Origin of the sequence: Halocynthiibacter styelae (assembly GCF_016123485.1) — a bacterium.
Taxonomy (GTDB): domain Bacteria; phylum Pseudomonadota; class Alphaproteobacteria; order Rhodobacterales; family Rhodobacteraceae; genus Halocynthiibacter; species Halocynthiibacter styelae.
On the sequence record NZ_JADCKQ010000002.1, the window covers coordinates 63,024 to 89,429 of the forward strand.

The 26,406-nt window shown below is 55.2% G+C and carries 20 protein-coding genes; 11 read left to right on the forward strand and 9 right to left on the reverse strand.

What is annotated here, in order from left to right:
- Window positions 1-13: 13 nt before the first annotated feature.
- The 3 genes from H1D41_RS02585 to H1D41_RS02595 are packed head-to-tail and all read left to right on the forward strand — an operon-like array spanning window position 14 to window position 3,943.
- Complete coding sequence (locus tag H1D41_RS02585) at window positions 14-1,225, forward strand: acetyl-CoA C-acetyltransferase (RefSeq protein WP_228847443.1); 1,212 nt, start codon at window positions 14-16, stop codon at window positions 1,223-1,225.
- On the forward strand, window positions 1,225-1,761 hold the full coding sequence (locus H1D41_RS02590) for an NADAR family protein (protein WP_228847444.1): 537 nt from the start codon (window positions 1,225-1,227) through the stop codon (window positions 1,759-1,761). The genes H1D41_RS02585 and H1D41_RS02590 overlap by 1 nt, the downstream gene beginning before the upstream one ends.
- Window positions 1,754-3,943, forward strand: coding sequence for a 3-hydroxyacyl-CoA dehydrogenase NAD-binding domain-containing protein (locus tag H1D41_RS02595; protein ID WP_228847445.1), 2,190 nt, complete (start codon window positions 1,754-1,756; stop codon window positions 3,941-3,943). The genes H1D41_RS02590 and H1D41_RS02595 overlap by 8 nt, the downstream gene beginning before the upstream one ends.
- A 60-nt stretch (window positions 3,944-4,003) precedes the next feature.
- Here the strand turns inward: H1D41_RS02595 and H1D41_RS02600 are convergent, their stop codons facing one another.
- Window positions 4,004-4,636, reverse strand: a complete 633-nt coding sequence (locus H1D41_RS02600) for a Hint domain-containing protein (RefSeq protein WP_228847446.1) — start codon at window positions 4,634-4,636, stop codon at window positions 4,004-4,006.
- A 284-nt stretch (window positions 4,637-4,920) separates the two neighbouring features.
- Window positions 4,921-5,898, reverse strand: a complete 978-nt coding sequence (locus H1D41_RS02605) for a DMT family transporter (protein WP_228847447.1) — start codon at window positions 5,896-5,898, stop codon at window positions 4,921-4,923.
- 157 nt (window positions 5,899-6,055) lie between these two features.
- Here H1D41_RS02605 and H1D41_RS02610 point away from each other — a divergent pair, with 157 nt between their 5' ends.
- The 4 genes from H1D41_RS02610 to H1D41_RS02625 all read left to right on the forward strand — a co-directional run bounded on the left by H1D41_RS02610 (window position 6,056) and on the right by H1D41_RS02625 (window position 12,511).
- On the forward strand, window positions 6,056-7,687 hold the full coding sequence (locus H1D41_RS02610) for an AMP-binding protein (protein WP_228847764.1): 1,632 nt from the start codon (window positions 6,056-6,058) through the stop codon (window positions 7,685-7,687).
- Window positions 7,688-8,156: 469 nt separating this feature from the next.
- Entirely contained in the window at window positions 8,157-8,939 is a 783-nt protein-coding gene (locus tag H1D41_RS02615; protein WP_228847448.1) for a hypothetical protein, read from the forward strand.
- 177 nt (window positions 8,940-9,116) lie between these two features.
- Window positions 9,117-11,354 carry a transporter gene (locus H1D41_RS02620; protein WP_228847449.1) on the forward strand — a complete coding sequence of 746 codons (2,238 nt, stop codon included), beginning with the start codon at window positions 9,117-9,119 and terminating at the stop codon, window positions 11,352-11,354.
- 113 nt (window positions 11,355-11,467) lie between these two features.
- Window positions 11,468-12,511 (forward strand): hypothetical protein, encoded by a 1,044-nt coding sequence (locus H1D41_RS02625; protein WP_228847450.1) that lies wholly within the window; start codon window positions 11,468-11,470, stop codon window positions 12,509-12,511.
- A 69-nt stretch (window positions 12,512-12,580) separates the two neighbouring features.
- On the opposite strand, the gene H1D41_RS02630 is transcribed toward H1D41_RS02625, so the two are convergent.
- A complete protein-coding gene (locus H1D41_RS02630; RefSeq protein WP_228847451.1) occupies window positions 12,581-13,078 on the reverse strand; it encodes a hypothetical protein in 498 nt (165 codons plus the stop codon).
- 240 nt (window positions 13,079-13,318) lie between these two features.
- Here H1D41_RS02630 and H1D41_RS02635 point away from each other — a divergent pair, with 240 nt between their 5' ends.
- Window positions 13,319-13,927, forward strand: coding sequence for a type VI secretion system-associated protein TagO (locus H1D41_RS02635; RefSeq protein ID WP_228847452.1), 609 nt, complete (start codon window positions 13,319-13,321; stop codon window positions 13,925-13,927).
- 142 nt (window positions 13,928-14,069) lie between these two features.
- Here H1D41_RS02635 and upp read toward each other — a convergent pair whose 3' ends face one another.
- Genes upp through H1D41_RS02665 form a run of 6 tightly spaced genes read right to left on the reverse strand, consistent with a single transcriptional unit; the run spans window position 14,070 to window position 19,790 of the window.
- Window positions 14,070-14,702 carry a uracil phosphoribosyltransferase gene (gene upp / locus H1D41_RS02640; protein WP_228847453.1) on the reverse strand — a complete coding sequence of 211 codons (633 nt, stop codon included), beginning with the start codon at window positions 14,700-14,702 and terminating at the stop codon, window positions 14,070-14,072.
- Window positions 14,703-14,716: 14 nt separating this feature from the next.
- On the reverse strand, window positions 14,717-15,694 hold the full coding sequence (locus H1D41_RS02645) for an adenosine deaminase (RefSeq protein ID WP_228847454.1): 978 nt from the start codon (window positions 15,692-15,694) through the stop codon (window positions 14,717-14,719).
- 6 nt (window positions 15,695-15,700) lie between these two features.
- Complete coding sequence (locus H1D41_RS02650; protein ID WP_228847455.1) at window positions 15,701-16,927, reverse strand: phosphopentomutase; 1,227 nt, start codon at window positions 16,925-16,927, stop codon at window positions 15,701-15,703.
- Complete coding sequence (locus tag H1D41_RS02655) at window positions 16,924-18,216, reverse strand: thymidine phosphorylase (protein WP_228847456.1); 1,293 nt, start codon at window positions 18,214-18,216, stop codon at window positions 16,924-16,926. The genes H1D41_RS02650 and H1D41_RS02655 overlap by 4 nt, the downstream gene beginning before the upstream one ends.
- A 2-nt stretch (window positions 18,217-18,218) precedes the next feature.
- Window positions 18,219-18,623 carry a cytidine deaminase gene (locus H1D41_RS02660; RefSeq protein WP_394355378.1) on the reverse strand — a complete coding sequence of 135 codons (405 nt, stop codon included), beginning with the start codon at window positions 18,621-18,623 and terminating at the stop codon, window positions 18,219-18,221.
- Window positions 18,624-18,680: 57 nt separating this feature from the next.
- Entirely contained in the window at window positions 18,681-19,790 is a 1,110-nt protein-coding gene (locus H1D41_RS02665) for a cupin domain-containing protein (RefSeq protein ID WP_228847458.1), read from the reverse strand.
- Window positions 19,791-19,954: 164 nt separating this feature from the next.
- On the opposite strand from H1D41_RS02665, the gene H1D41_RS02670 reads away from it, so the two are divergent.
- From H1D41_RS02670 to H1D41_RS02680, 3 genes are all read left to right on the forward strand, one after another.
- On the forward strand, window positions 19,955-22,234 hold the full coding sequence (locus H1D41_RS02670; protein WP_228847459.1) for an NADP-dependent malic enzyme: 2,280 nt from the start codon (window positions 19,955-19,957) through the stop codon (window positions 22,232-22,234).
- Window positions 22,235-22,403: 169 nt separating this feature from the next.
- On the forward strand, window positions 22,404-24,296 hold the full coding sequence (gene prpE, locus H1D41_RS02675) for a propionate-CoA ligase PrpE (protein ID WP_228847460.1): 1,893 nt from the start codon (window positions 22,404-22,406) through the stop codon (window positions 24,294-24,296).
- A gap of 672 nt (window positions 24,297-24,968) precedes the next feature.
- Entirely contained in the window at window positions 24,969-26,402 is a 1,434-nt protein-coding gene (locus H1D41_RS02680; RefSeq protein ID WP_228847461.1) for a sigma-54-dependent transcriptional regulator, read from the forward strand.
- Window positions 26,403-26,406: the final 4 nt, after the last annotated feature.

Below are 26,406 nucleotides of genomic sequence, written 5' to 3' on the forward strand. Positions count from 1 at the left end.
AAAGGACAACCCAATGACCGAAGCCTACATTTATGACGCGCTACGCTCTCCGCGTGGCAAAGGACGCAAGGATGGCGCACTGCAGGAAGTCACCGCTGTCAGCCTGTCGGCACAAATGCTCAACGCCGTGAAAGACCGCAATGGCCTGGAAGGGCATGCCGTGGAAGACGTGATCTGGGGCAATGTCACCCAGGTTAAAGAACAGGGCGGCTGTCTCGCGCGTTCCGCTGTGCTGGCGTCAAACCTTGATCAATCCATCCCCGGCCTTGCCATCAATCGGTTCTGTGCCTCAGGCATGGAAGCCGTGAACCTGGCTGCAAACCAGGTCAAAGGCGGCGCGGGCCAGGCCTATATCGCAGGTGGCGTGGAAATGATGGGCCGCGTTCCCATGGGGTCGGACGGCGCAGCGATTGCTGTTGACCCGACCCTCGCCATGGGCACGTATTTCGTGCCGCAAGGCATTTCCGCCGACCTTATCGCAACCGAATACGGCTTCTCCCGCGAAGATGCGGATGCGCTCGCGGTGGAAAGTCAGCGTCGCGCCAAAGCCGCATGGGACGACAACCGTTTCGCCAATTCAATCGTTGCTGTACGCGACCAGAATGGCCTTCTGATCCTGGATCACGACGAATTCATGCGCCCAGCGACTGACATGCAAAGCCTTGGCGCGCTGAAGGCATCGTTTAAGGATATGGGCGAGACCATGCCAGGTTTCGACAATATCGCAAAACTGAAATACCCGCATCTTGAGGCGATCAACCACATCCACCACGCGGGCAACTCATCCGGCATCGTTGATGGCTCCGCCGCCGTTCTGATCGGCAACAAGGAATTCGGCGAAGCCCACGGGTTGAAACCCCGCGCACGCATCCGTGCAACCGCGAAAATCGGCACCGATCCGACCATCATGCTGACCGGCCCCGTGCCCGTCACTGAAAAGATCCTTGCGGATCATGGCATGGCGATTGGTGACATTGATCTGTTTGAAGTGAACGAGGCCTTTGCATCCGTCGTTCTGCGCTTCCAGCAGGCCTTTGACGTGGATCCGGCAAAAGTGAACGTCAACGGTGGCTCCATCGCCATGGGTCACCCGCTGGGCGCAACCGGGGCGATCATCATCGGCACGCTGCTCGATGAGTTAGAGCGCCGTGATCAGGAAGTTGGCCTTGCCACCCTCTGCATCGCATCCGGCATGGGCGCCGCAACCATCATTGAACGCGTATAATGTCAGATCACACCGACACATATCACTTCTTCTGGAGCGGCCCATTCAGCCAATGGCAGGCGTGTCGCTTTGAGATGGACGGACTGGATTTCTCCTCTGCGGAACAAGCGATGATGTATTTCAAAGCCACATTGTTCAGCGATCAGGAGATTGCAGATCAAATCCTCGCGGAAGGTGAACCCGGTCGCCAGAAGGCACTGGGTCGGTGTGTCAAAGGTTTTCACGAGGAAACCTGGGCGGCTGAACGCTACGATATTGTCAAACATGTGAACCTTGCAAAATTCGACCAGAACAAAGGCCTGCGTCGCAAGCTGTTCCAGACCATACCGAAAGAAATGGTCGAAGCCAGTCCGCTTGATACCATCTGGGGCATTGGGCTGGACACGGATCACGCTTTGCGCACGCCGGTGGCTGACTGGCCCGGGCAAAACCTGCTCGGACGCATTCTTAACGAAACACGGGCCAAACTGGCCGAGACTTATCCGGACGAGGCAAAAGCCTGCGCCGGAGAAAATCAGGAGACTGAAAATGACTGATTTCACAATGGAAACCGACGCTCAGGGCGTTGCTGTCATCACCTGGGACACCCAGGGGAAATCTATGAATGTGATGAACCAGCAGGGTTTTGTTGATCTGCATAATCTGGTGGACGCGGGGCTGAAGGATGATGCTGTCAAAGGCATCGTTATCACCTCTGGTAAACCGGGTTCTTTCGCGGGCGGTATGGATCTGAACATCATCGCGAAGATGAAAGAAAGCGCGGGCGACAACCCGGCGCAAGGCCTGTTTGACGGCGTCATGGATATGCACCGTATGCTGCGCCATATTGAGCGCGGCGGCATGGACGACAAGAACAAAGGCGGTAAACCTATTGCAGCTGCCCTGCCAGGCACAGCGCTTGGCATTGGTCTTGAAATTCCGCTGGCCTGTCACCGGATTTTTGCGGCTGACAACCCAAAGGCCAAGATCGGCCTGCCGGAAATCATGGTTGGCATTTTCCCGGGTGCTGGCGGCACCACACGGCTGGTGCGCAAGATGGGCGCAATGGCGGCGGCACCTTTGCTGCTGGAAGGCAAGTTGAACGATCCGAAAAAGGCCAAAATGGCTGGTGTGGTTGATGAAGTTGTGCCTGCGGATGAGCTTCTGGATGCGGCCAAGGCCTGGATCCTGTCAGAGCCAAAATTCGTCAAACCATGGGATGAGAAAGGCTATAAAATGCCCGGCGGCGCGCCATATCACCCCGCTGGCTTCATGACCTTTGTGGGCGCAAATGCCATGATCAACGGCAAGACAAAGGGGGCCTTCCCAGCGGCAAAAGCCTTGCTCAGTGCGGTCTATGAAGGCGCGCAGGTCGACTTTGACACCGCCATTCGCATTGAGGCCCGCTGGTTCACCAAGGTTCTGATGAACCCATCAAGTTCTGCCATGATCCGCAGCCTGTTCATCAACAAAGAAGCCTTAGAAAAAGGCGCTGTGCGTCCGAAAGACGTGGCCGACCAGAAAGTCACCAAAGTTGGCGTTTTGGGCGCGGGCATGATGGGCGCAGGCATTGCGCTTGTGTCAGCACGAGCAGGAATTGAAGTGGTGTTGCTCGATCAAAATCAGGACGCGGCGGACAAAGGCAAAGCCTATTCCGAAGCCTACATGGACAAGGGCATCGCCCGCAAAAAGGCCACGCCTGAAACCAAGGAAGCCCTGCTGAACCTCATCACGGCCACGGATGATGTGAACGCGCTGAAAGGCTGTGATTTGATCGTTGAGGCGGTGTTTGAAGACATGTCCGTCAAGGCAGAGATCACCAAACGGGTTGAAGCCGTGGTGGGCGAAGATTGCATCTTTGCCTCAAACACTTCCACCCTGCCGATCTCTGATCTGGCCAAGGCATCCAGCCGCCCGGAACAGTTCATCGGCATCCATTTCTTCTCACCCGTTGAGAAAATGATGCTGGTTGAGATCATCAAAGGGGCGCAAACCGGTGATCGTGCGGTGGCCAAGGCACTGGATTTCGCCCGTCAGATCAAAAAGACCCCGATCGTGGTCAATGACGCGCGGTTCTTCTACGCGAACCGCTGCATCATTCCCTATATCAACGAAGGCATCCGCATGGTTGCCGAAGGCGTTGCACCGGCGCTTGTCGACAATGCCGCGCAGATGCTGGGTTTCCCTGTGGGGCCGCTGCAGCTGGTGGATGAAACCTCGATCGATCTGGGGGCCAAAATCGCCCGTGCGACACGTGCGGCCATGGGCGATGATTACCCGGATGGCGCGGTGGACACCGTGATCTTCCGCATGGAAGAACTGGGGCGTCTCGGGCGCAAAGCCAAGGCAGGTTTCTATTCCTATGACGAGAAAGGCAAACGTCAGGGGTATTGGAAAGGTCTTGCGGATGAATATCCGGTCGATACATCCAAACGTGACCTGGATGATGCGCAAAACCGTCTGATGATGGCCCAGGCTCTGGAAGCGGTGCGTGCGCTGGAAGAAGGCGTTCTGATGGACATCCGCGAAGGCGATGTTGCGGCGATCCTTGGCTGGGGATTTGCCCCCTGGTCCGGTGGTCCGCTGTCCTGGATCGACATCATTGGTGCTGATAAGGCGGTGGAAATCTGTGACGCACTTGAGGCCAGCCATGGTGTGCGTTTCAAAGCCCCTGCCCTGCTGCGTGATCTCGCAGCAAAGGGCGAAGGGTTTTATGATCGTTTCGGCAAAGCGGCCTGATCTGAACTCACTTTGACAATCGGGGCCGGGGATATTTCCCCGGCCTTTTCCGTTCTCAGATCACGCAGCGAAGCGGGCCTCTGCAATTGGCGACAGAAAGCCAAGTTCACTATCCATCAGCTGCAGCAGGGAACGGGCGCGTTTCAGATCAAGGCGGGTGAAATAATCACTGTCCATGCCGGATCCGCAATAGATCTGCACACCGGTATTGGCGAAAACAATTTCCTCGTCTTCAAACTGCAGATTGATCACTTCCACACGCTCTTCCGGAAAACGACGCGAAATCCCACGGTATCCTTCCAGCGCTGTGGCCGGGACCAGAACTGCTGGTTCGCCCAACAATTTTTCGGCCTCTGCACTTTCAATCCCAACATATTGATCGACCGGCAACATCAACGCAGCACAGTTTTCTAGCGCCCCACCTGGCACATGCAAAAACCCTACTGACGGATTTCCCAGCGACACGGGTTCCGCAAAGTCATGGCGTGTGGCAACAATGCGGGCCATGCCGCCATCTACCGTCGCGACCCTGTCCCCGACATTCAGCTGTTCCACCGGATACCAGCCGTGTTGGGTCTCAAGCAATGTGCCCGCGACCATGCCCGTTCTGGTAAATGCGCCGGGCGAATTTACTTCTTCCGACAGAATGACACGTTCATATTCTGCGAATGCGGTCTTGTTACGTGTAAACATGATGATTTTCCCTTGCTGTCTGTCCCAATTCTCTTCGCGGCAGAAATGCGGCGATGAGGAATTCTGGACAGTCATTCGCGGCAAAATCACGTCTGAATTTTGGTAAAAAAGCGTCAGTGATGCGCGATCAGGGACAATCCGCGCAGTTGCCCTGTCACTGTTCAGGGCCATTAATAAATGTTAACAAACCCGAAACCACAAGGTAACTAAGTTAATGATATTTAACTTTAATTTCGACAGGTGTTTAAAACATTAACAACCCGGAAACCGCGATTCGTTTCAGATTAACCCGCCTGGCCCCCTTTGGATCGCAATGCGATCACGACACCTCCCAGGGTAATCAACACAAGCCCGATCAAAACACCAGCAGTCGGTACCTCGCTAAAGATCAGCCAGGTGAAAAGGGCTGAAAAAATTAGCGCGGTGTATTCGAAAACAGCAACGTAAGATGCTTCCCCCTGCTGATAGCCAATCGTCAGAAACACGATGCCCAGAGCCGATCCAACCGCCTGCACCAACGTCCAGCTCCAGAATGTCACTGAAGGCGCGCGCCAACCACCTGCCAGATAGGGATCCAGCGCCAGGATATCCGGAAAAACGGTCAGCACGCCGGTCACCACCCCGCCCATCACCGTCAGTGTTCCGAAATAGCCATACAATAGCGCCATGGTACTTTCTTTCGCGCACCACTGCCGCGTTGCAACAACCGCTGTCCCGTAAAACAAGCCCCCCAATGCTGGTACATACCGCACCCAACCTGCCCCTTCGTCAGTTGACGTGGAAAAACTCTGCCAGGCTGCGACGGGATTGCTCAGGAACTGTTCGCTGCCGGGCGTCAAGGCAAACGTCACCCCAAGGAACCCCAGAGCAACAGCACTGATACGCCAGATGCCTACTTTCTGGCCCAGAAACAGCGCTGAAATCAGCAGCACGAAAATCGGAGAGGTAAACAGACCTGCGGCAGCGGTGGCGACACTGACAAAACCCAGGGCACCAAAATAGACAACAAGCCCCAACGACATGGTGGTTGAGCGAAACAAAACCGCCCAGGCGTTTTGTGGGCGACAAGACAGGCCACGCAGCCAAGCATACAGAAACAACAGTGCCAGCATGATCATTCCCCGGATAAACAGGAACTGCCAGACACTGGATTCAGTTTTCAGGATGGCAATAAACTGATCCACCAGTGCGACCGAAGCCATACCAAGAGTGATACATCCCGCAGCAAGAAGAGGGCGCGAGGCCGGGGCAGTCGTTGTCATTTGTTCACCTGTCGGAATGGGGCTGTCTGGAATAATGCTTAACCAGTCGTAAACAGGCTTCCCAAATCTGCACGTCCTCGTCAATACTTCCAGTTAACACAATATCCAGGGCCAGCCGGGAGGGCAGCCAGGGAGAATGAGTAATCCGGGGGACATCATGGGTTGGATGAACGACGAAACAGGGCTGGAAAAGAATGCCGCGAATTTTGTGCCACTGACACCGCTGTCACATCTTCAACGCGCAAAAATGATCTTTCCCCATCGCGAAGCGGTGGTCTATGGCGACACCCGCCTGACCTACGGCGAATATCATGCACGTTGTTCGCAACTTGCCTCTGCCCTTGTCAAAGCCGGCATTCAGTCCGGCGACGTGGTCGCTTCCTTGCTGCCCAATGTCCCTGCCCAGGCCGAAGCGCATTTTGGCGTGCCCGCTTGTGGCGCTGTTCTGAACACCATCAACACACGGCTTGAAACCGATACGGTATCCTACATCCTTGATCATGGTGAGGCGAAAGCCGTTCTTGTGGACAGCGCTCTGCTGACCCTCACGAAAACCGCTGTCGCTGAGATGTCTGGTCCAAAGCCACTGATCATCGAAGTTGCAGACAACCAGGCCGGAATTGCTGCCAGTGGCGATCATCTGGAATATGAGGATTTCATCGCAGGGGGCGACGCAGATTTCCGCTGGATCATGCCGCAGGACGAATGGGAAAGCATTTCCCTGAATTACACCTCCGGCACCACGGGCCGCCCCAAAGGCGTCGTTTGCCATCATCGCGGGGCATATCTGAAAACCATGGGCACACCGATTTCCTGGGGCATGACCATGTACCCGCGCTATCTGACGATTGTGCCCCTGTTCCACTGCAACGGCTGGAACCACACCTGGATGATGCCCGCATTGGGGGGCACGCTGATCTGTTGTCGCGACATTTCGGCGGCAAATATCTTTAACGCGATTGCGGACGAAGGCGTCACCCATTTCGGCGGCGCACCGATTGTGCTGAACATGATGATCCACGCTCCCGAAGGTGATCATCGCGACTTCGATCATGTCGTCGAAGTCTTCACCGCCGGTGCCCCGCCCCCCGCTGCGGTGCTTGAAGCGATTGAACCCATGGGCTTCAACGTCACTCAGGTTTACGGGCTGACGGAAACCTATGGTCACGTCACCGAATGTCTGTGGGACGAAACACGCTGGTCTGATCTGGAAGGAACGGACCGCGCCGACATCAAAGCCCGCACAGGCATCCTGATGCCGCATATGGAAGACATCACCGTGCTGGATCCAGACACCATGGAACAAGTGCCATGGGACGGCGAAACCGCTGGTGAAATCATGATCCGCGGCAATTCCGTGATGAAAGGCTATCTGAAAAACCCCGAAGCATCGGAAAAAGCCTTCGCAGGGGGATATTTCCATTCCGAAGATGTGGCTTATCAGCATGATGACGGCTACATCCGCATCACGGACCGCGCGAAAGACATCATCATTTCCGGCGGCGAGAATATTTCCTCCGTGGAAATCGAAGGCGCACTGATGCACCACCCTGCTGTGCTGCTATGCGCTGTGGTCGCAAAACCCGATGAAACCTGGGGCGAAGTCCCCTGCGCATTCATCGAGCTGAAAGAGGGCGCATCTGTGACGGCAGAGGAACTGCGCAGCTTCGCCCGTGACCGCCTGGCCGGTTTCAAATGCCCGAAAGCGTTTGAATTCGGAGAACTGCCAAAGACATCCACCGGCAAGATCCAGAAGTTTGAACTGCGCAAACGGTTTAAGGGGGTTTGACTTCGAAAGTAGACAATTGAAGCTGATGATTGCTTATTAAGAACATCAGCTTCAATTTATCTTGGACAACCACAGTCCATACCAAGATTTTAAATAAAAGGATATTTTATGCCCGGGTTTGAAATCACTTCAGTGTTTGCTTTGGTCATCGCCGCCGGTATCATATTTGCACTAATTGAGTTGTGGACAACCGACACACCACGCAAGAAGGCACCTGTAAGACGTCGAGCACCTGAACCTATATCCCCTTGGGAAAAAGGAATCTGCCCAGTCTGGCCTGCCGACAATTCCGACTTCCTTAGTCCAATGTGGAAGGCACTAGGCAACAACCATTGGAAACAAAACATGTGCACGCACTCCAGAACAAGAAAACGCGCGTGCGCTTATACTGCTCTATGCCGCAATCGGATCCGGCTGCGAACATCTCGGGCAAGTTCTGTCCACTCACAGTCCTAAAACGTTTGCAGCAATGTCCGCTGGCCTTTACCAGATCAGCCTGGATGATCTGGCAGAGCCCGTTCAACAGGCGCGTTTGATATTTGCGTACAACAGCGATAATGAACAGCTGGAGAATGATTGCCTGGACACCATGCGCACAAAGCGCCTTAGCGAACGCACAGATTTCCCTACCGAATACTATCTTACAAATCTCTTTTCCCGCCTTGATGCGGAAGCGCGCCTAAACGCAGCACTAAACCTGTATCTCGCAAAGCATGGCGACTGGCACAATGCCCCTGCAAACAGAACAGCTGTTCTCGCAGGTCTGAAGAAGCGGATTCCTCCTGCCCCATTCGTTGATACTCCGACACCGGAATATGCAAAACGCGGGAAGCCTCATGAATTGTTCGAAGACGCGCTACAAGCCATCAGGCGGCACGAGAGGTTTTTACTACACAGCGAGCTGCACCCTGCGGAACTCAATATTCTTCGCCTGGACCAATTGGTCTATATATCTGAAGCAGACGCAGATGAAATGGACGGGCTCTTATGTGAATTTCATAGTAATGCCCTCGACACTGTCATGCTGACCAATACTTGCCGCACTCTGGAAAACAGCGGAGCCGGGGATATAGCATCAATTTTGAGGCGCATTGCACAATCCCAGGTTTCCCGAATGGCGGGCCATCCTTACCGGGACTCCGCCGAACCGATCGATGCGTTGTTTGAGAGTTTTCATCAAATGAACGCCGGCGAACGGATCAGAAACCTTGCAACTGCGTATGCAGACCAACATTACCCATGGCAAAACTGAAATTCACAGAGAAAATTAAGAACGCAATACTGCGGGCGCAATACGACACAGGCCACCGCAGATGGGAATTGGACTTATCTTCGTCATAGTTGTAGCAGATATATCGTGACAATTGTACGTGGTGCATCTGTGCATGTTTCTGCACAATGAATTCATATAGAGCAGAGCTACCAAAACATGTCAGTTTCCACACCAGCGGCGACATCCGGCAAGATCCGGAATGGCAAAGGCCTTGCAGCCCTTTTCACGCTGACCATTTTTCTGTCTGCATCGCTGCTGTTCTTCGTTCAGCCGCTTTTCGCAAAGCTGACCCTGCCAGTCATCGGTGGCGCACCAGCCGTCTGGACAACGGCCATGTTGTTTTTTCAGACAGTTCTGATTGGTGGCTATCTCTATGCGCATTTGCTTGTGCGGTTCTGCTCAACCCGCTGGCAGCTTGGCATTCATCTGGCCTTCTGGGGCCTCGCGCTGTTCTTCCTGCCTCTCGCAATTCCTGAGAACTGGACGTTTGATCCACAAGGCCCCGTCACGCTTCAGACGCTCTGGCTGTTTGCCTTAGGGATCGGCATTCCATTTGCTGTGCTTTCCGCAAATGCCCCCCTGATTCAGGCCTGGTACCGGAATTCCGGGGCACCATCCGGAGATGACCCCTATTTTCTCTATGGGGCATCCAACCTTGGATCGATGACAGCCCTTCTCGCCTTTCCTCTGCTTGCAGAACCCATCTTCGGGGCCAGCGCTATTGGCTGGGGCTGGGCCGTAGGATTTATGGTATTTGGCGCTTGTCTTGCCGGTATTGCCGCTGTGTTTTTCACGCGTCCGGCGACACCCACACAGTCAGCCAACATTGCCCCTACCTCTGGCACCCCTACAACACGGATCACGGCCGATCAGGTTGCAACCTGGCTGATGCTGGCCTTTGTCCCATCCTCACTGATGCTGGCTGTCACGACCAAGATTTCAACGGACATGGGGACGATCCCCATGGTCTGGATCCTGCCGCTGGCGCTTTTCCTGGCCACTTTCCCGCTGACCTTCCGTCAGCGCGCTTTCATGCCGGACAGCTGGCTGAAGACCCTGTTCAGTATCAGCGTGCTCTTCCTTATTTACGTATTTTCAACAAGCGCGCTCGCCCATGGAAGCGTCCTCATGGCGACGGCCCTTCTTCTGGCTTTCTTTTCGGTCGCACTTTTTGCGCACCGGCAGCTTTACCTTGCACGCCCCGATGGCAGCCAGCTCACGATATTCTATCTGATCATGTCTGTTGGTGGCGCATTGGGAGGGCTGTACAATTCAATCGTCGCCCCCGCGGTCTTTGATGCATTGCGGGAAGGCCCGACCACCGTTGCAATGGCTGTAATCATCCCGGTTTTCCTTGCACAGAACCAGTTAAACAAGACGACGACCCGGGTAGTAATAGCCATAGCGGTCATCCTTGCTGCAATCACATTGGCTTTGACAGCCTTCACCGGGAACCTCGTATACCTGATGGTCGTGGCGGGCATGGCCCTGGTCGTGGCACTTCTGATCGCAAGCCGGATGATCACTTTTGTGATTGCCCTGATCACAGTCACTGTCTCAGGTGCTTTTCTGGAATACCGCGAGGTCGTCTTTTCCGATCGCAGCTTCTTTGGAACGCATCTGGTACGTGATCTTCCTGCCCCATACAGTATGAGATATTATTTCAACGGCACAACCGTCCATGGGTTACAGCGCCTTGAGGATCTCGACAGTGACCGGCCTGTGCCCCTCGGGTATTACCACCCTGAACTGCCAATGGCCCGGGTTCTTAACAGCACGCTTGCACTATCTGCCTCTGATATTGGGATTGTTGGCCTTGGGATCGGATCCCTTGCCTGTTATCGCACCCCTGGACAGATCTATCATTTTTACGAGATCGACAGTCTGGTAGATCAGATCGCCCGCGATCCGGCGCTTTTCACCTATATGTCAACCTGTGCTGCCGATCAGCCAACCTATCTTGGGGATGCGCGCGTTGTCCTCGAAGGGCAGGCAGACCTGAAAATGTCCGTTCTGGTGATTGATGCCTATAGTTCCGACGCTGTGCCTGTGCATCTGACCACAACAGAAGCAATGCAGCTGTACTTTGACCGGGTCGAAGACAACGGTGTGGTTCTCTATCATATCTCAAACCGTTTCTATGATATTCACCTGCCACTTGCGCGATCCGCCGAAGCCCTTGGACTGAACATCTGGATGCATGACGAAACGCTGACAGAACGTCAGGCTGACGACAACGCATTCCGAAGCACAGTTGTCATGGTCGCACGCCCCGGCGCACAGGTGGATGACATCCTGGGAGATGAAAACTGGCATCAGATCGACAGTGACGGCGGGCGGGTCTGGACGGATGACTATGCCAATCCACTTAGCATTTTGCGCATATTCCGCTAAAAGCGGCACTGGCACACAGACAGATAAGTTACCTTCGCAGCTGATATTGTCCGGTGCAGGGTTTCCGTGTATTCTGTTGAAAATCATAAGCAGTTTACAGGCCGGAACCACCCGTGAGGACCGCACTTAAAGAGTATGACCGCCTGGAGGCCACCGGCCTCTGGCGAGAAACCCCGGAAGCACAGCTTCGTGAGGTCATTATTTCTTTTGGAAATGCTTCCCTGTCTCTGTCCAACCAGGCAGAGATGGCCCTGACCCATTGGTCTCTGGCGGCAATTCGCCGGACCAACAAGGGCAAAATGCCCGCAATCTATGCCCCTGATGAGGACGCCAGTGAAACGCTGGAGGTCTCTGATGAGGACATGGTGGCCGCAATTGACAAAGTTTTGGCAGCAATTGAACGACGCAGCCCCCGCCCGGGACGTTTGCGCCGCGCGGTCGTTGGCTGCGGACTGGTCGCCCTGCTGGCCGGAACTGTATTCTGGCTGCCTGATGCGGTACGCCAACAGGCCACCCGCCTGCTGCCTGCAATCTCTCGCGCCCAGATCGGGGACGAACTTCTTTCTGAAATACGCCATCTTGCAGGCAACCTCTGCGAAAGCCCTGGCGGCACACGCAGCCTGCACACGCTGCGCATGCGTCTTGATCTGCCGCCACCTGATCACCCAGATCCGGCGCTTCGTCGTATCGTTGTTCTGCGCTCAGGCGTTCAGGACAGTCTCAGCCTGCCTGGCGGGATCATCCTTCTGAACCGTTCTGTTGTGGAAGATCATGAAGATCCGGCCGTCAGTGCAGGTTTTGTCATTGCTGAGGATCTGCGCCGATCCGGGCATGACCCTATCCGGGATATGCTGTCTTATCTGGATCTCAGCGCAAGCCTGCGTCTTCTCACCACTGGCATGATCAGCAAAGAGGATCTGCGCGAGTGGGCTGAACATATCGTAACTCAACCCCGCCCGGCTGTGGCTGATGCAACACTTCTGACGGCGTTCTCAGAAAGCGCTGTTCCGGCCTCCCCTTATGCCTGGGCCATTGACCCGACGGGCGAAGCCACCCTGGGACTGATCGAAGCAGATCCCTGGCCCGGACAGGATACGCGTCTGGTTCTGAGCGATGATGATTGGGTTCGCCTGCAGACAATCTGCACCGATACATAAGACCGGCACCAATCCTGCAACAAAAAAGGCCCCACACAAGGCGGGGCTTTCAATCGGATCAGATCCGGATCAGTCTTTTTTGATGTAATTCATCACGGCCACCATCACGATGCCATATAGCACGTGACCAGCCAGCGCGACCCAGGTGATACCCGTAAAGCCTAGGAAGAAGGGCAGACCAGCAATCGCCGTGATCCCGCCAATGGCAAAAACCCAGAGACCAAAACCGTAAATCGCAGACGGAATAAACCAATGCGTCCGGCCGATGACCCGCGCCCAGATCGGTGCAAAGATGAACAGCCAGCCCACAGGATAGCCGATCAGACCCACCAGATAGAAATGCACGAAATACCCGGCAAAATCACCATTTGGCAGGCCAAGCGTGCCCAGCAGGCTGCGTGCCAGACCATGGGGGGAAAGATTGGCCCAACCCAGCGCCGGGGAAATCATCTGCCCCCAGAGGTCAAACGCATTGCTGGCAAAGAAGCCGGCAACAAACATAAAACCCAGGGTCTGGGCATTCAGGGCGGGAACCGCGCCAAGGCGGGAAGAGGTCTGGGTGCTCATTGTCTTCTCAATCATTAATGTTTCGTTACAGGCGATATAAATAGTCATTTCCCCTACGGAAAGCACAACCATCAGATGTTACAGCATTTCTCACCCGCTTGTGACGGATGTTTCAGGTGCTGAAAATGGAAGGCCCTCGGGAATAGTGAAGACACATGACGAGTGATCGCATCCACTTTAGGTTGACTAACTCCGATCACAGCGCATTATTCAAAGCATTCAATTTTCAGGATATCGATTATGAGAAACCTCATCCTTGCCTTCACACTCGCTCTCGCACAACCACTTGCGGCTGAGGTTGCAGTTTGCCTGCCCATCGAAAACGAGTTGGATCGTCTGGCATGCTATGACCGCGAGGCCGGGCGAGACACACAAATCGAGGTTACTTCTTCACTCGAGAGTAATTGGACAGTAAGAACTGATGTATCAGACTTCGACGATACAACCTCTGTCTTCATGAGCGTGTATTCCGAAGACCCCGTGCGCTGCGATAGCTATCGCGCTCCAGAGAACATCCGGCTTATTCTGAGATGTATGGAGAACACAACAGCACTCCTCCTGCAAACCCAAAGCTGCCACCTCACCTCAGGGCACGGAGATTATGGTAACGTCGAGTATCGTGTTGACAGTGCATCTGCGCGCAGCCGTGAATTTACAGAAAGCACGAACAGCCGTTCACTGGGTCTTTGGTCGGGCCGCACAGCCATCCCCTTTATCAAAGGGCTTCTCGAAAACGAAAAGTTGCTGGTTCGCTTTACTCCTTTCAACCACAGTCCGGTCACTGCCGAATTCAATATAAGCGGCTTAGATGCAGCCATTGCCCCTCTGAGAGAAGCCTGTCGCTGGTAGGCTCATTGCACATCTGAAATTTCAAAACCCCAAATATTCCCGTGTCTGATAATGTCGCGCTTTAACGCAGCACCTAAAACAAAACGGGCCCTGCTGTTTTCTGCAGGACCCATTCACGTTGCGCAGAAATTTTCTGCATTTCTTATTTTGTACCGAACATTCGGTCACCAGCGTCGCCAAGACCTGGGATGATGTAGCCCTGATCGTTCAGCTTCTCATCCAGAGAGGCCGTCACAATTGGCACGTCCGGGTGGGCTTCTTTCATGCGGGCAACCCCTTCAGGCGAGGCCAGCAGACACAGGAAGCGGATGTTTTTCGCACCGGATTTTTTCAGCATATCAATCGCCGCAACGGAAGAATTCCCGGTGGCGAGCATCGGATCTACGGCGATCACCAGACGGTCTTCCATGGCTTCCGGCACTTTGAAATAATATTCCACCGGCTGCAGAGTTTCTTCATCACGGTACAGACCAACAAAACCAACGCGTGCGGATGGGATCAGTTCCAGAACACCATCCAGCAGGCCATTGCCCGCACGCAGAATGGAAATCAGCGCCAGTTTCTTACCGGCCAGAACCGGGGCGTCCATTTCCTGCATCGGCGTGGTGATGGTCTTTGTGGTCATTTCCAGCTCACGTGTGACTTCATACGCCAGCAGCTGGGAAATCTCACGCAGAAGCTGGCGAAAGCCGGCCGTTGCGGTGCTTTCCTGGCGCATCAGGGTCAGTTTATGTTGCACCAGAGGGTGATCAACGATGGTCAGATGCTCGGTCATGGCGGGCTCCCGGGTTAGCTAAGCTGTTTCAGAATATCGGCGCGCGTGTCTTCATCACAGAAGGCGGCCTTTGCTGCTGCCCTGTTTAATTCGGAAAACACCTGTTCGTCAAAGCGGAAAACCCGGGCGAGATCCTGATATTCCTTTGTCATCGTCGTGTGGAAGAAGGGCGGATCATCGGTGGACACCGTGCAATTCACCCCGGCATCCATCAGGCGCGTGATGGGGTGATCTTCCAGACGCGGGTAAACACCGAGGAAAACGTTAGACCCCGGGCAAACCTCAAGCGTCACCTGACGCGCCACCAGTTCTTTCACCAGTGCCGGATCTTCAATCGCCCGCACACCATGTCCGATGCGTTCCACATTCAAGGTCAGTGCGTCACGCACGCTTTCCGGCCCGCCCCATTCCCCGGCATGGGCTGTCAGTTGCAGCCCTGCTTCGCGGGCGCAGTCAAAGCTCCAGGCAAAATCCGCCAGCTTCCCGGCTTTCTCGTCCCCGCCGATCCCCAAACCTGTGATGAAATCACCGACAGTCTCTGCCGCGCAAAGTGCCGCTGCCTTCGCCTTCTCCGGCCCAAAGTGGCGGATCGGTGTCGCAATGCCGCGCGATTTTATGCCATGATCCCGCTCGGCCTCGCTGGCCGCCTGGGTGATCGCCGCCAGATATTCCTTCCAGGCACCCACATCCCCGCCACCGCAGAAATCCGGGCTGATGAAAGCTTCGGTGTAGATCACACCCTGCTCTGCGGATTGTTCCAACACCGCTTTTGTCAGACGTGCGAATTCTTCCGGCCCGGTCAGAACCTGTGTCGCAGCTTCATAAACTTCAAGGAAATGCCAGAAATCGCGATAGGCGTAGCCACCACTTTCGTCAAAGACTCCCTCAAGGCTGATATTCTTTTCATCCGCCAGACGGCGGGCGAATTCCGATGGCATCGCGCCTTCAATATGCAGATGAAGTTCGACTTTCGGGGTGTTTTGAAATTCCATCATTCCTCACAGAAAACTTGTACCAGGCCCGAATGCAGGCAAATCCAGATGTGCCGCGACAGAGGCCGCGATGTCAGAGAAGCCAATCAGGCCAATTTCCCCTGCGCCCATACCCAGAGCAATCACCGGCACACGTTCCCGGGTGTGGTCTGTGCCGCTCCAGGTCGGGTCATTGCCGTGGTCGGCGGTGAAAATCACAAGATCACCGTCGCGCATACGGGCTTTGATATCCGGCAGGCAGCTGTCAAACCATTCAAGCGCGCTTGCGTAGCCAGACACATCGCGGCGATGGCCAAACAGGCTGTCAAATTCGACAAAATTCGCGAAGGTAAAGCTGCCCGGGGCGGCTTCCTCCATCACGTTAAGCAAATGCCCCATCAGGGCACGGTCACGGCCCTTTCGGTTCTCATCAATGCCACGCATCGAGAAAATATCACCAATTTTGCCAATCGCATAGACATGCCGCCCGGCCTTCTGCGCCACATCACACAATGTGTCGGACGGCGGCGCAATCGCGTAATCATGGCGATTACCCGTGCGCTGGTAACCGCTTTCTGCATCACCAGTGAATGGTCGGGCAATCACACGACCAACTCTCATTGCATGCAGGGTCGGCGCGATATCCGCACAAAGATTCTGCAGCCGATCCAGCCCAAAGTGATCTTCATGCGCTGCGATCTGAAAGACGCTATCCGCCGATGTGTAACAGATGGGCCAGCCGCTTTTGATGTGGTCCTCAGCGAATGTATCAATCACCGCAGTGCCCGATCCATGCCGGTTGCAAAGCGTCCCCTCAGCCCCACAAAGGCGCGCAACTTCAGCCATCAGGTCTGCGCTGAAACTCACGTCCTGATCGGGGAAGTAATGCCAGTCCCAGGGCACAGGCACCCCGGCAATTTCCCAATGCCCTGACGGTGTGTCTTTACCTTTCGAAATTTCACTGGCCGCGCCCCAAAGCGCCTTTGGCTCGCCAGAGGGTGCGCTGAGTGCAGGGGCATCCGCCCCTGAAGCGAGGCGCACCGCCGCCCCGATACCGGACGCTGCCAGATGTGGCATGTGAAGCGCCCCCCTGCGCCCCTCTTCCGCCTGGCCATTGGCACAGGCCTGCGCAATATGGGCTAGCGTATTGGCCCCTGTATCCGGCAGATCACCGTTAAAAAACTGATCCGCATCGGGCGCACCGCCACAGCCCACAGAATCCATCACCACCAGAAAGGCCCGCTTTTGCGTCATTGCAGTGTCTCCAACACCAGCGGGTCGGCTTCCACTGTTGCCCCCAGAATGATCGCGGCCTGCACGGCCTCCGCTGCGCGCTCTGCCGCTGCCTCATCTGCCGCATGCACCATCGCCAGAGGCGCGCCTTTCGCCACGGTGTCGCCTACCCGGCCCAGATCCGATAGCCCAACCGCCATATCAAGCTTCTGCCCGCCGTAAAGACGCCCACCGCCCAGATGCACCACGACTTCGCCAAGCGCACGGGCATCCATTTTCGTGATCACGCCAGCTTCCCGCGCACAGACTTCCAGCACGACGGGCGCTTCCGGCAGACAGGTTTCCCGTACGTCTTCAGGTCCTCCAAGGGCTGCAATCATCTTCGCAAAGATCTCTCGCGCCTGGCCCGATGTGATAGCCGCGCGGATCATGCTGCGTCCCTTGGCTTCATCTGTCGCAAGCCCCGCCGCCAGCAGCAATGCCCCGCCCAGCGCCGCGGTCAGTTGCAGCAGCACACCCTCGCTACGCCCTTCCAGCACCCGCAAACATTCGCGCACTTCCAGCGCATTGCCTGCCGCAGGCGCAAGCGGCGAATTCATATCGGTCACCAGCGCCAGCGTCGGACATCCCGCACCTTTTGCCGTGTCGACCAGGGCGCGCGCAAGGGCTGCGGCATCCTCCGGATTATCCATAAACGCGCCTGATCCGCATTTCACATCCAGTACTAGGGTTTCAAGCCCCGCCGCCAGTTTCTTCGACAGAATTGACGCTGTGATCAAATCAATGCTTTCCACGGTCGAGGTCACATCGCGGATCGCATAAAGCCGCTTATCCGCCGGGGCCATGTCGCCCGTGGCCGAAACAATCGCACAGCCCAGCGCGCCAACAATCTGGCGAAATTTTTCCTCGGAAACTTCGGTGTTCACGCCGGGGATCGCCTCGAGTTTATCCAGTGTCCCGCCCGTATGGCCCAGCCCGCGCCCGGAAATCATCGGCACATAGGCCCCGCAAGCCGCAAGCGCCGGGGCAAGGATCAGAGACACACAATCGCCCACGCCACCGGTAGAATGTTTATCGACCACGGGCCCGGGCAGATCCCAGGCCATGACATCACCACTGTCGCGCATCGCCTGGGTCAGGGCCACACGGCCCGCCTCACCCAACCCGTTCAAACAAGTCGCCATGGCAAAGGCCCCCGCCTGGGCGTCCGTCACAGTGCCATCCGCAAGGCATGAAGCGAACCAACGGATTTCCTCAGATGTCAGCGTTTCTTTTTCGCGCAGGCGCAGGATGATAGATCGTGCGTCCATGGTTACGCATTCTCCATATGGTCTTCCGAAAAACGACCGGGCAGCAATTCACCCACGGTCATTTGCAGGGTCTTGCCTTCCATCGTCGCCATGGTCACAACCACATCATCCCCGGCAAATTCTGCGATTTTCTGACGGCAACCACCACAAGGCGGCACAGGCGCCGGACTGTCGGCAACCACAGTGATTTCAGCGATCTTCCGTTGCCCTGCGACACACATCGCAGCAATGGCGCCTGCTTCGGCACAGGTGCCTTCGGGATAGGCGACGTTTTCAACGTTACAGCCCTGAAACACCTGCCCGTCTGCGGTGCGCACAGCAGCCCCCACCAGGAAGCGCGAATAAGGCGCATGGGCGTTTTCACGGGCGGTTTTTGCGGCGGCCAAAAGGTCAGACATCCGGGGCATCCTTTGAAGTAAATCAGATGCCCCAGACTATACCCGCCCCCGCGAGATGCAAGTCTCTTAGCGGGTTTCAGTCCTGAAAGCGCCGGGCAAAGAAACCTCGATCAACTCCAGATCATCAGAGGCCTGGGAATAACGGGTTTCCATACCAGGCGGGATCACGAATGCATCACCGGCTTCAAGTGTGTAAGGGTCTTTGCCTTCGCCTTCCAGCACCATGGATCCGGTTTTCACAAAGGTGAAATGGATGTCAGCATGGTGTCTTGCCCAGCGCGTATCCCCAGTTGCGGGGCGGATAACCTGAACGCCTGCGACTTCTTTGGTGTTCTCACAAATCGTCGTGTCGCGGGCATCAAAACCAGGAATGCGGAACGGTTCAAACGGGCTGTCTTTGCCAACATTATGCACAAAACGCTGCCCCTGCCATTCACGTTCCGGACGGAAATGTGGGGTCGGCAGTTCCATATCATGGTCAATCTCGGTGACATGTTCGGCCGGCACACCAATTTCCAGCACCTCAATCGCTTCACTGGCATACAGCACCCGGTGGCGGATTTCCGGCGGCTGAATGAAACAATCTCCGGCATGCAGACGGATCGTGTCGCCCTGATCTTCATAAACAACATCCACCCAGCCCGCGAGGCAGAAGATCAGCTGAAACCCAACCTTATGGTAATGCACCATGTCGGGCACAGGGCCACCGTCAGGAATGCGAATGTGGCTTGCAATGATAGACCCGCCCAGGCGGGTTGGTATCAAATCGCGGTAATGCATGCCCGCACGTCCAATCACCCAGGGGGCCTGATCTTTCAGACGACGCACAACAAAGGCATGTTCGGTTTCCGGCATCACCAGCGGCGGGTTCAGCTCATCAATCTCAACCTTTGTACCATTGGGCGCGGTCAACACCCGTGCGCCATCTGCGAACTCATCCGGATTGTCCGTCAGAATACGCAGGGTGGCCGGGGCCTCTGCCGCGCCGCGTTCAACGCGCAGACGAATGCCATGTCCTGAAAATACAGCCACCTGTGGATTATCTGCCGGATAAATCATATCCATCCGCATCTTCAGAGTTCTGGTGAAAAACGGAATATCTTTCGGCAGGTTATCCGTTGGAATACGGATCTCTGCGCGGATTTCCTCAGCGCTGTCTACATTACTTTTCGCCATCTCTTCCCCCGTTGCTTCAAACTTAAAGCTTTTGCCAGACCATGGGCGATACACAGCGCAAATGCAATACAGTTGAATTACCGACGTCAGACATGCAATATGCGACAAAATAAATTGGTTTAGCGTTAAACGATACTACGCCACCACCCCAGGGAGACAGACAGATGGCAGACGGTCAGGAAAAGAAACGGCGCCAGCGCGCGCTTGATTATCATGAATTCCCACGCCCTGGTAAACTGGAAATTCGCGCAACCAAACCCATGGCAAACGGGCGCGATCTGGCACGCGCCTATTCCCCTGGTGTGGCTGAGGCCTGCCTTGAAATTAAGGCGGATCCGTCCACCGCTGAACGCTATACAGCGCGGGGTAATCTGGTAGCTGTTGTGTCTAATGGCACAGCTGTTCTGGGCCTGGGCAATATTGGTGGCCTTGCCTCAAAACCAGTGATGGAAGGCAAAGCAGTTCTGTTTAAGAAATTCGCCAATATCGACTGCTTTGATATTGAGTTGGACGAAGCAGATCCCGAACGTGTGGCGGATATCGTCTGTGCGCTGGAACCGACCTTTGGTGCGATCAATCTGGAAGACATCAAAGCCCCGGATTGCTTCATTGTCGAAGAACTTTGCAGGCAGCGCATGAACATCCCGGTCTTCCATGATGACCAGCACGGCACCGCGATTGTTGTGGGCGCTGCGGCCTATAACGCGCTACATGTGGTTGACAAGAAATTCAGCGAAATCAAAGTGGTATCAACCGGTGGCGGGGCTGCGGGCATTGCGTGCCTGAACATGCTTTTGTCCCTTGGGGTAAAGCGCGAGAACGTCTGGCTCTGTGATATTGACGGGCTGGTTTATGAGGGGCGCGAAAGCGAAATGACCCCGCAAAAGGCGGCCTTTGCGCAAGGGACATCGCCAGCAACGCTGGATGATGTGATTGACGGGGCGGATCTGTTCCTTGGCCTGTCTGGTCCTGGCGTTCTGAAACCTGAACATGTGGCGAAAATGGCCACGAAACCTGTTGTCTTTGCCCTGGCCAACCCAACGCCTGAAATCATGCCGGATGAGGTGCGTTCCGTTGCCCCGGATGCGATCATTGCCACGGGCCGGTCTGATTTCCCCAATCAGGTCAACAATGTATTGTGCTTCCCCTTCATCTTTCGCGGCGCACTGGATGTCGGCGCAAGCGAGATCAACGAAGCTATGAAAGTGGCCTGTGTCGAAGGCATCGCAGAACTGGCACGCGCCACAACATCGGCCGAAGCCGCTGCTGCATATAAAGGTGAACAGCTGACTTTTGGGGCGGATTATCTGATCCCGAAGCCGTTTGATCCGCGCCTGATGGGCGTTGTGGCCACCGCAGTTGCCCGCGCGGCGATGGAAACCGGTGTTGCGAAACGTCCGGTGGACTGCCTTGAAAAATACAAAGACAATCTGGATGCCTCTGTCTTTAAATCCGCGATGATCATGCGTCCGGTGTTTGCCGCCGCATCAACCGCAGAACGACGCATCGTCTTTGCCGAGGGCGAAGATGAACGCGTGTTGCGCGCGGCCAACGCGATGCTGGAAGAAACCACCGACAAGCCGATTCTGATTGGCCGTCCCGAAGTGATTGAACGTCGCCTGGATCGCGCGGGCCTGTCCATCAAACCCGGGCATGATTTTGATCTGGTGAACCCGGAAAATGACCCGCGTTATCGCGATTACTGGAACACCTATCACAACCTGATGTCGCGTCAGGGTGTGACCCCGGATCTGGCGAAAGCGATCATGCGCACAAACACCACCGCAATTGGCGCGATCATGGTCCAGCGCGAAGAAGCTGACAGTCTGATCTGTGGCACCTTCGGACAGTTCCAGTGGCATATGAACTATGTGACCCAAATTCTGGGCACGCAGGAACTGCAACCTGTTGGCGCACTCAGCCTGATGATCCTGGAAGATGGGCCCCTGTTTATCGCCGACACCCATGTTCACCCGGAACCCACACCAGAACAAATTGCAGAAACCGCAATTTCCGCCGCCCGCCATGTGGCGCGTTTTGGTGTAACGCCGCAGATTGCTTTGTGTTCCTATTCACAATTTGGCAATCTGAATTGTGACACGGGACGACGCACACGGGCTGCGATGGAAATCCTCGACTCGTCCCCACGTGATTTCATCTATGAAGGTGAGATGCATATTGATGCCGCCCTGGATGAAGAACTGCGCGCCCGCTCCCTGCCCTGTTCCCGCCTAAAAGGGGCGGCGAATGTGCTGGTGTTTGCGAATACGGATGCGGCATCTGGTGTGCGCAACATTCTGAAGATGAAAGGCAATGGCCTGGAAGTTGGACCAATCCTGATGGGCATGGGCAACCGCGCCCATATTGTGACCCCTTCAATCACCGCGCGGGGTCTGCTGAACATGTCTGCCATCGCGGGCACACCGGTTTCGGTTTACGGGTAACACACCCCTTAAGGCTTCAGCCTCCATGGCTGAAGCCATCCCTCTCCCGAACCCGTTAGCGCTAAATCGCGACATTCGGGCGCAGGCGTCACAATTCATGTCGCTTGCCTGCCGCTCTGCCCGAGGCTTAAGAAACATAGAGGGATAACGCAGTCAGGGAGGACGACGCATGACATATCGTGAAACATATGACGCCTGGAAAGCAGATCCGGAGGCATTCTGGATGGAAGCTGCCGAGGCGATCGAATGGGACCAGAAACCGTCCAAAGCTTTGTCCGACGAAAATGCGCCGCTTTACGAATGGTATGCAGATGCCAAGGTAAACACCTGCTGGAACGCCGTGGATCGCCACGTTGAAAACGGCCGGGGCGAGCAGACCGCGATCATCTATGACAGCCCGATCACCCATACGAAACGCGAAATTTCCTATGTGGAACTGCGCAACCGCGTAGCATCCCTTGCCGGTGCTTTGCGTGCAAAAGGCGTGGAAAAGGGCGACCGCGTTATCATATATATGCCGATGATCCCCGAGGCGCTTGAAGCCATGCTGGCCTGTGCCCGTATTGGTGCCGTGCATTCTGTTGTTTTTGGTGGTTTTGCGGCGAATGAGCTGGCCGTGCGCATTGATGACTGTACGCCCAAGGCCATCATCGCGGCCTCTTGTGGTCTGGAACCAAACCGCACCGTACATTACAAGCCGCTACTGGACGGCGCGATTGAACTGGCGACCCACAAGCCCGATTTCTGCGTGATCTTCCAGCGTGAACAGGAAGTGGCTGAACTGATTGAAGGCCGCGATGTGAACTGGCACGGCTTCCAATATGGCGTTGAGCCTGCCGATTGCCTGCCTGTTGAGGGCAACCATCCCGCTTATATCCTGTATACGTCTGGCACCACCGGCCAGCCAAAAGGCGTTGTGCGTCATACCGCAGGCCATCTGGTGGCCCTGAACTGGACCATGAAGAACATCTATAACGTCAACCCCGGTGATGTCTTCTGGGCCGCATCAGACGTCGGCTGGGTCGTGGGGCATTCCTACATCTGTTACGGTCCGCTGATCCACGGCAACACCACGATTGTCTTTGAGGGCAAACCCGTTGGCACCCCGGATGCGGGCACCTTCTGGCGCGTGATTGAGGAACATAAGGTTAAGACGTTCTTCACCGCCCCCACGGCCTTCCGTGCTGTCAAACGCGAAGACCCCACCGGTGAATATGTGAAAAAATACGATCTCAGCTGCCTGGAACAGGTTTTCCTGGCCGGTGAACGCGCTGACCCTGACACCATCGTCTGGGCGCAGGATCAACTGCAAAAACCGATCATCGACCACTGGTGGCAGACAGAGCTGGGCTATCCCGGCGTCTGTAACCCTGTGGGGATTGAACTGCTGGACGTCAAACTGGGATCGCCTTCCGTACCACTGCCCGGCTATGAGATGAAGATCCTCGATGATGAGGGTAATGAACTGCCCCCCGGCGAACTGGGTGCAATTGTCACGCCTCTGCCCCTGCCGCCCGGCACATTCCCAACCCTGTGGAACGCCGAAGATCGCTATAAATCCAGCTATCTCAATACCTTTCCGGGATATTATGAAACCGGTGATGCGGGCATGATTGATGAGGATGGCTATCTTTACATCATGGCGCGCACCGATGACGTGATCAACGTCGCGGGCCACCGCCTGTCAACGGGCGCGATGGAAGAGGTTCTGGCAGCTCACCCCGATGTTGCCGAATGCGCGGTGATTGGTGTCGCGGATCCATTGAAAGGCCAGGCACCTATGGGCTTCCTTTGCCTCAACGCGGGTACGGATCGGGATCACGCCGACATCGCGAAAGAAGTCGTGAAAATGGTACGCGAAAAGATCGGCCCCGTGGCCGCCTTTAAGCTGGCCTGCGTCGTGGATCGCCTGCCCAAAACACGTTCAGGGAAAATACTGCGCGCAACCATGGTGAAGATCGCTGATGGTGAAGAGTTCAAAATGCCGGCCACCATTGATGATCCGATGATCCTGGACGAAATCAAAGAAGCCCTGCAAACGCTGGGCTATCCGAAAAGCTGACCACTCAGTTAACCATTACGTCCTATCCCCCTTGAATTTGAAGTGAAAACACGTCAGATTTAGGGGGTTCCTCCTGGTGAGGTGACTGTGTGTTAGAGTGAGTTAACTGGTATGGTGTATTTTATACCCTCTGATATTTATCAGAGTGGCTTTTTCGCCATTTCGAAAGGGTGAAAAAGCGATGCAATTTTTGCCTGAATCCCTGGCTGATGGAAGCGTTGCGCTATCCATGCTTCTGTTCCATTGGGACAATCTGAAACGAATATTTCGTTCTTATCTCATGTCCCTCATTCTACAGCTGTCACTTATTCTGAACGGTTTTTTGTATTATTGCGCCTGTCGTGTTGGTGTCAGGCATCATCAGAACTGTCACTCACCAGGTGAAATCCTTTACGGCCCGCTGCAAGTCGTTTTCTCTACTCTCAGGTACCATCCCTCAGTTTTATCGCGGCAAACCGTCAGCCCGCCCCGCCAGGGGATGATATTTCAGTTTAACCTGAGATATCTTCTGACTTTTTCCCCCTTGTCGGGAAGGGGAAATAACCCCTCATTGTCAGAAACTGCCAAGCCAGCCTTTCACCAGGTTATCGGTACCAGGGTAAATATGAAACAACTTACAGCTCTGATTCTGCTCCGTGGTCCGGCGTATAATCAGACAAAGGTTAGCTACCAATGACCACGCAATTGCTTCTGATTGACGGCACATCCTCACTTCCACCCACTTACCAGAGCTCACTGAATGAGGCTGGATATCGCATACGCATTTGCCGCAGCGGTGCGGAAGGGCTGATCGCCTTTCAGGAACTTCGCCCTCAGGTTGTTTTACTTGATCTTGTGCTGCCTGATCGTGACGATCTTGAAGTGTTGCAGGAAATTCTGACCATTTCCCCTGACACCCGCGTCATCGTTATCACAGCCACCGGTTCAATTGATCGTGCCGTAGATGCAATGCGTGCTGGCGCGCATGAATTTCTTCTCAAACCTTTCAATGAACAGCGTTTTCTCGCTGCGATACGCAATGCCAGCCGCAGCGAAAGCAATACACCCATACAGTCACTCGCCGCCATACCCCCTTTAAAGACGATGGGTTTCATCGGGTCATCGGCTGTGATGGAAAAGGTTTATGACAACATCCGCACCGTGGCAGGATCCATGGCAACCGTGTTTATCACTGGTGAAAGCGGTACCGGAAAAGAAATTTGTGCCCAGGCGCTGCATGATCTTTCAAATCGTTCAGAAGGGCCGTTCATTCCCCTGAATTGTGGGGCAATTCCGAATGATTTGCTGGAAAGCGAAATCTTCGGTCACCTGCGCGGCGCATTTACCGGCGCGATTTCAGACAAACCGGGTGCAGCTGCAATGGCAGACGGTGGCACGTTGTTTTTTGATGAAATCTGCGAAATGAGCATGGAGCTGCAAACGAAATTGCTGCGCTTCCTGCAAACATCAATGATCCAACCGGTCGGATCTGTGCGCCCGGTCAAGGTGAATGTACGTATTGTCTGTGCAACAAACCTTGACCCTCTGGAACAGATGCGTCTGGGGAAATTCCGTGAAGATCTGTACTATCGCCTTCATGTTGTGCCCCTGCATCTTCCCCCGCTGCGGGAACGCGGAGATGACATCATGGAAATCGCCAAAAACGCGCTACAAAGGTTCTCGGCCGAAGAAAACAGACTTTTTGAAGATTTTTCTGACGAGGTAGATGCTTTCTTCAATGAACATCATTGGCCAGGAAATGTCCGTCAACTTCTGAATGTCATGCGCAATATTGTGGTTCTCAACAACGACAGCACTGTCACGATGGATATGCTGCCACATGATTTCCAGCGCGCGGGACAGCGTTCACTGCAGCCCGTTCAGCTGCCCTCAGCCCCCCCCACGCCCCGGGCGGAACCAGAACAAGCCGGGCCAGCATTGGACGATCTGATCGGCAAATCACTTGATGAGATCGAACGCATTATTGTCGAAGAAACCATTGCCAGGAATTCAGGTTCCATTCCTGTTGCTGCACGGGTTCTCGCGGTGTCACCTTCTACGCTGTACCGTAAGATCTCTGGCTGGAAGCAGGCCGATAAACAGAATCGCAACCGCGAGAAAAGCTGAACCG

What these genes read in the sequence shown, in the direction of transcription:
- H1D41_RS02635 (WP_228847452.1), top strand. Translation starts at nt 13,319, where the DNA reads ATGAGAAACCTCATCCTTGCCTTCACACTCGCTCTCGCACAACCACTT.
- prpE (WP_228847460.1), top strand. Translation starts at nt 22,404, where the DNA reads ATGACATATCGTGAAACATATGACGCCTGGAAAGCAGATCCGGAGGCA.
- H1D41_RS02650 (WP_228847455.1), bottom strand. Translation starts at nt 16,927, where the DNA reads ATGACGCAAAAGCGGGCCTTTCTGGTGGTGATGGATTCTGTGGGCTGT.
- H1D41_RS02620 (WP_228847449.1), top strand. Translation starts at nt 9,117, where the DNA reads ATGTCAGTTTCCACACCAGCGGCGACATCCGGCAAGATCCGGAATGGC.
- upp (WP_228847453.1), bottom strand. Translation starts at nt 14,702, where the DNA reads ATGACCGAGCATCTGACCATCGTTGATCACCCTCTGGTGCAACATAAA.
- H1D41_RS02590 (WP_228847444.1), top strand. Translation starts at nt 1,225, where the DNA reads ATGTCAGATCACACCGACACATATCACTTCTTCTGGAGCGGCCCATTC.
- H1D41_RS02630 (WP_228847451.1), bottom strand. Translation starts at nt 13,078, where the DNA reads ATGAGCACCCAGACCTCTTCCCGCCTTGGCGCGGTTCCCGCCCTGAAT.
- H1D41_RS02595 (WP_228847445.1), top strand. Translation starts at nt 1,754, where the DNA reads ATGACTGATTTCACAATGGAAACCGACGCTCAGGGCGTTGCTGTCATC.
- H1D41_RS02665 (WP_228847458.1), bottom strand. Translation starts at nt 19,790, where the DNA reads ATGGCGAAAAGTAATGTAGACAGCGCTGAGGAAATCCGCGCAGAGATC.
- H1D41_RS02615 (WP_228847448.1), top strand. Translation starts at nt 8,157, where the DNA reads ATGTCCGCTGGCCTTTACCAGATCAGCCTGGATGATCTGGCAGAGCCC.
- H1D41_RS02600 (WP_228847446.1), bottom strand. Translation starts at nt 4,636, where the DNA reads ATGTTTACACGTAACAAGACCGCATTCGCAGAATATGAACGTGTCATT.
- H1D41_RS02655 (WP_228847456.1), bottom strand. Translation starts at nt 18,216, where the DNA reads ATGGACGCACGATCTATCATCCTGCGCCTGCGCGAAAAAGAAACGCTG.
- H1D41_RS02585 (WP_228847443.1), top strand. Translation starts at nt 14, where the DNA reads ATGACCGAAGCCTACATTTATGACGCGCTACGCTCTCCGCGTGGCAAA.
- H1D41_RS02660 (WP_394355378.1), bottom strand. Translation starts at nt 18,623, where the DNA reads ATGCCCCGGATGTCTGACCTTTTGGCCGCCGCAAAAACCGCCCGTGAA.
- H1D41_RS02605 (WP_228847447.1), bottom strand. Translation starts at nt 5,898, where the DNA reads ATGACAACGACTGCCCCGGCCTCGCGCCCTCTTCTTGCTGCGGGATGT.
- H1D41_RS02645 (WP_228847454.1), bottom strand. Translation starts at nt 15,694, where the DNA reads ATGGAATTTCAAAACACCCCGAAAGTCGAACTTCATCTGCATATTGAA.
- H1D41_RS02610 (WP_228847764.1), top strand. Translation starts at nt 6,056, where the DNA reads ATGGGTTGGATGAACGACGAAACAGGGCTGGAAAAGAATGCCGCGAAT.
- H1D41_RS02670 (WP_228847459.1), top strand. Translation starts at nt 19,955, where the DNA reads ATGGCAGACGGTCAGGAAAAGAAACGGCGCCAGCGCGCGCTTGATTAT.
- H1D41_RS02680 (WP_228847461.1), top strand. Translation starts at nt 24,969, where the DNA reads ATGACCACGCAATTGCTTCTGATTGACGGCACATCCTCACTTCCACCC.